Raw genomic sequence first — 4,626 nt, 5'->3', positions numbered from 1 at the left:
GAAGAAGGCAAAGAACCCTGCCATGATCAATGCCCCACCGAAACCGCCGGTAATGGCGCCGATAAGAATAAACAGGACCGCCATGGTGCCAACGATGATGGTAGACGGCCTGAGCACGCGTTTGGAAGTGGACCCATTAGGGCCGTGTGATGCGCTTGGATTTTGAAGGTCCATGATGATCCCCCGGTCTCAGTGATGGCCTGCTTCCATTGTAGGGCGGAACCGACGCCCACGGTTGGAAATAGCGGTCGGGGTGATCAACGGCGCCTAAGATTCCAAAAGTGCGGACATATCCGGATGGCATCGCGAGAACGATGCTACCGAGACCTTTCTGCGCAGTGGGGCGATTCGCCAGCACATGGCGGAGAACAATCATTCACTCTAAATGTAGAGACAGTAGACCTACGAGGGCCAACCCCGGGGCCAGGAGTAGATCGGCAGGCATCGAGTTCCCTGCGGTTTTCAGGGGAACAACTGATGGCGAGTCCGTTGGAACACTGCGGCTTCGGGCGCAGGACCCAATCTCCGGGTGTACTTTTCGAGGTGTCGATTCTCACCATGCCGACGGGTGCGCCGGCCCGCAGCCGGAAGCTGCGCAACTAATTACCCATGAGTTATCCGGATATGTTGAATTCGCCTATCGAAAGCTCCTAATTCTGTCGATGCGCCATGTTCTGCTTATTTCTATTCCGTGGCTACCAACATTTCCGGTTATTTGGCGCGGATGCCTTCAATTACGGGTTCTGCAGGGAAAAGACAGCCGTCGATCTTCCTGACGCATAGAAGAAATTGCCACCCAGAAGGGCTGGCTGTCGAATCTCGACAAACAGAAGGGCCGGTCCGCGTTGCGGATGGACCCGTGAAGCGTGAAAGGCATTGTTCCTTTGAAAACCCCTGCTGTACTCAAAATCTCCGATGCGAAACGTGCATTGGACGCTCTCGGCAAGACCTACAAGGACGCGGCGGATGGCGGTATCACCTGCCAGTGTCCGGGCCATGAGGACACCCACCCGTCCTGCATCATCTCCCCAGCCAGAGGCGGCAAGACAGGTATAGTCATTTTCTGCCGGGCCGGCTGTGAGTGGACTGAGGTGAAGCTTGCCCTTGCACAGGGTCTTACCGGCCGAGAGATTCCGGTTAGTAGACCGGCTTCGACCAAGGTCGCTGCGGCTAGTCCGTCGCCCAAACCTAAGGTCGATCACGGGAAGCCTGTTGAGGTCGCTCGGCACCCGTTCCGCCTCGCAGATGGATCCGTAGCTTTTACCAAAATCAAGCAGGCCTTCCCGGATTCTCCGGTGCCGAACAGGAAGCACTTCTACTACTCCCGTTCCGGCACGGTGAAACTCAAAGAGCTGAAAGAAGCCGGCCAAGTTCCCGTGTACAACCTGCCCGAACTGATCCGGACCATCGCAGCCGATGGGGAAGCCTATGCGGTCGAGGGCGAAAAGGACACCGCGACTTCACAGCGCAACGGCCGTACCGCCATCTGCGGACACGCTGGTGCGGGCCAGACGTTGCCGCCTGCAGTGGTTCTCCCAGATGGCCAGCTGGGAAGCCAACCAGTCACTGGCCGATTCAATCCTGGCGCAGACCGGGACAACGATCGAAGAGGCGAACGAAAACCGTGTCAGCGCAGCCCAGGCGACATGTCAGACCGACGATGAGACGCTGACTTCAGGTCTCACTGAAGGCGGCATGAGCCTTGAGGAAGCCGACGCATTTATGGAGAACTACATTGTTGAAGGCGACGCTGTCCTGGCTGAAGCGTTCGGCGCCGGCGGACCCGGCGACTGCGGTTACGGCAAGGCAGATAACTGCGTGGGGTTCTCCTCCTACTTCGTGTACAAGTTCACGTCGTTCAAGCAGTACGCACCAGGCAATGGCATCGACACAGCGGCCTCACTGGCTCCATGGCCCAGGCCGTCGGAACATCACTGGTCATCATAGCGATCAACTCCGCAGCTGGCTTCAGCGCCCACGCCACAGGATTCACCATCGACTGGGCCACCACACTGGCTTTCGCCATACCCGCGATCGCCGGGTCACTCACCGCCGCGCGCGTGGCGCACAAACTCAACAACAAACACGTTCGCATCGCCTTCGCCAGCCTCGTCTTCGCTGTCGCAGCCGCCGTCGCTGCCAGCACCCTCACCGACATCGTCAATTCATAGGTCGCCTCCATACGTCCCCAAGGCGACTGTTCCCCATGTGCCTCAACAAGCAAAACCTTCGTGGTCATCAGAAAACTGGAGAGATTACTTTATAGAGTGCAGATAATGCGCCTGTCGCAGCCGTTGCTGTCAGTGTCCATCCACCCATACCCGAATTCGTCCCGTTCGTAGCCGGTTTTGGGGGCTCGGCCCATTATATCGATGGTCGCCAACTGGGCCAGTGCTGTGCCGCCCGCGACAGCCACCTTGCCCTTATTCTCTTGCTTGGCAGGCTCGTCCTTGGTCGTGTCAGGTCTTTCTGTCGTCTTCGGTTCCGGCTTCGTTGTCGGGGTCTTCAATGGGTCGGGGCTCTTGCTCTTGGTCTCCGGCGTCCGGCTCGGCGTGGGCGTGGGAGTGGTGGCTGACACGGCATGACTCGCGTCGGATGCGGTGTTCGTGCCTGGGTTTTCGACCGATGGCAGCAGAGCCGCGCCGACGCCTGTGACGACGACGCTGGTGGCTAGTGTGAGGGCCCCGATCTTCCGTCCCGGCAATCGCAGCCAGGAGGACCGTCCGGTGAGCACGACATAGATCCCGGTGAAGAAGGCAAAGAACCCTGCCATGATCAATGCCCCACCGAAACCGCCGGTAATGGCGCCGATAAGAATAAACAGGACCGCCATGGTGCCAACGATGATGGTAGACGGCCTGAGCACGCGTTTGGAAGTGGACCCATTAGGGCCGTGTGATGCGCTTGGATTTTGAAGGTCCATGATGATCCCCCGGTCTCAGTGATGGCCTGCTTCCATTGTAGGGCGGAACCGACGCCCACGGTTGGAAATAGCGGTCGGGGTGATCAACGGCGCCTAAGATTCCAAAAGTGCGGACATATCCGGATGGCATCGCGAGAACGATGCTACCGAGACCTTTCTGCGCAGTGGGGCGATTCGCCAGCACATGGCGGAGAACAATCATTCACTCTAAATGTAGAGACAGTAGACCTACGAGGGCCAACCCCGGGGCCAGGAGTAGATCGGCAGGCATCGAGTTCCCTGCGGTTTTCAGGGGAACAACTGATGGCGAGTCCGTTGGAACACTGCGGCTTCGGGCGCAGGACCCAATCTCCGGGTGTACTTTTCGAGGTGTCGATTCTCACCATGCCGACGGGTGCGCCGGCCCGCAGCCGGAAGCTGCGCAACTAATTACCCATGAGTTATCCGGATATGTTGAATTCGCCTATCGAAAGCTCCTAATTCTGTCGATGCGCCATGTTCTGCTTATTTCTATTCCGTGGCTACCAACATTTCCGGTTATTTGGCGCGGATGCCTTCAATTACGGGTTCTGCAGGGAAAAGACAGCCGTCGATCTTCCTGACGCATAGAAGAAATTGCCACCCAGAAGGGCTGGCTGTCGAATCTCGACAAACAGAAGGGCCGGTCCGCGTTGCGGATGGACCCGTGAAGCGTGAAAGGCATTGTTCCTTTGAAAACCCCTGCTGTACTCAAAATCTCCGATGCGAAACGTGCATTGGACGCTCTCGGCAAGACCTACAAGGACGCGGCGGATGGCGGTATCACCTGCCAGTGTCCGGGCCATGAGGACACCCACCCGTCCTGCATCATCTCCCCAGCCAGAGGCGGCAAGACAGGTATAGTCATTTTCTGCCGGGCCGGCTGTGAGTGGACTGAGGTGAAGCTTGCCCTTGCACAGGGTCTTACCGGCCGAGAGATTCCGGTTAGTAGACCGGCTTCGACCAAGGTCGCTGCGGCTAGTCCGTCGCCCAAACCTAAGGTCGATCACGGGAAGCCTGTTGAGGTCGCTCGGCACCCGTTCCGCCTCGCAGATGGATCCGTAGCTTTTACCAAAATCAAGCAGGCCTTCCCGGATTCTCCGGTGCCGAACAGGAAGCACTTCTACTACTCCCGTTCCGGCACGGTGAAACTCAAAGAGCTGAAAGAAGCCGGCCAAGTTCCCGTGTACAACCTGCCCGAACTGATCCGGACCATCGCAGCCGATGGGGAAGCCTATGCGGTCGAGGGCGAAAAGGACACCGCGACTTCACAGCGCAACGGCCGTACCGCCATCTGCGGACACGCTGGTGCGGGCCAGACGTTGCCGCCTGCAGTGGTTCTCCCAGATGGCCAGCTGGGAAGCCAACCAGTCACTGGCCGATTCAATCCTGGCGCAGACCGGGACCGGGGGTGGCGCTGTGGCTCCCGGCCTTCACCACGGTTCGGAACTCCGGGTCAATGGCAACCTGCCAGTTCACCTGAAGTTTGTACGGCGGCATACCACCCATGCCGTCGGGGGCTTGGGGCTCGGGCGCCAAACGGGTCCAAAGCACCACGCCGTCAGAGGTGGGCTCACCCGAGGCAACACCCAGAGTGAAGGGGTTCCGCGGGAAGCGCGGGGTCGACCAGGCGGGGGCCGCGGAAAAGCCATACATGGCCGCGGTTGCGACGGCTCCGGCCGAGC

4 protein-coding genes are annotated in these 4,626 nt (G+C 59.1%); 2 read left to right on the top strand and 2 right to left on the bottom strand.

Annotation, left to right across the window (positions count from 1 at the left end; all coding sequences use genetic code 11):
• Nucleotides 1-1,539: 1,539 nt before the first annotated feature.
• Both Y707_RS0119495 and Y707_RS0119490 read left to right on the top strand, forming a co-directional pair.
• Complete coding sequence (locus Y707_RS0119495) at nt 1,540-1,947, top strand: hypothetical protein (protein WP_026536321.1); 408 nt, start codon at nt 1,540-1,542, stop codon at nt 1,945-1,947.
• The gene (locus tag Y707_RS0119490; RefSeq protein WP_026536320.1) at nt 1,911-2,171 is read left to right on the top strand and encodes a sulfite exporter TauE/SafE family protein; all 261 of its coding nucleotides are present in this window, start codon (nt 1,911-1,913) and stop codon (nt 2,169-2,171) included. The genes Y707_RS0119495 and Y707_RS0119490 overlap by 37 nt, the downstream gene beginning before the upstream one ends.
• Nucleotides 2,172-2,260: 89 nt before the next feature.
• Here the strand turns inward: Y707_RS0119490 and Y707_RS0119485 are convergent, their stop codons facing one another.
• Nucleotides 2,261-2,833: a hypothetical protein gene (locus Y707_RS0119485; protein ID WP_155853175.1), complete on the bottom strand. Its 573-nt coding sequence runs from the start codon at nt 2,831-2,833 to the stop codon at nt 2,261-2,263.
• Between the two features lie 1,491 nt (nt 2,834-4,324).
• The coding region (locus Y707_RS0119480; protein ID WP_035782743.1) for a PhoD-like phosphatase N-terminal domain-containing protein at nt 4,325-4,626 on the bottom strand (302 nt) is incomplete at its 5' end.

The organism is Arthrobacter sp. H14 (genome assembly GCF_000520495.1).
GTDB lineage: Bacteria > Actinomycetota > Actinomycetes > Actinomycetales > Micrococcaceae > Arthrobacter_C.
The sequence above is the reverse complement of the archived record's forward strand: the minus strand, read 5'-3'. Positions and strand labels throughout refer to the sequence as shown.

Coding starts and splice junctions, on each gene's coding strand:
- Y707_RS0119495 (WP_026536321.1), top strand. CDS start 1,540: ATGGCCAGCTGGGAAGCCAACCAGTCACTGGCCGATTCAATCCTGGCG.
- Y707_RS0119490 (WP_026536320.1), top strand. CDS start 1,911: ATGGCCCAGGCCGTCGGAACATCACTGGTCATCATAGCGATCAACTCC.
- Y707_RS0119485 (WP_155853175.1), bottom strand. CDS start 2,833: ATGGCGGTCCTGTTTATTCTTATCGGCGCCATTACCGGCGGTTTCGGT.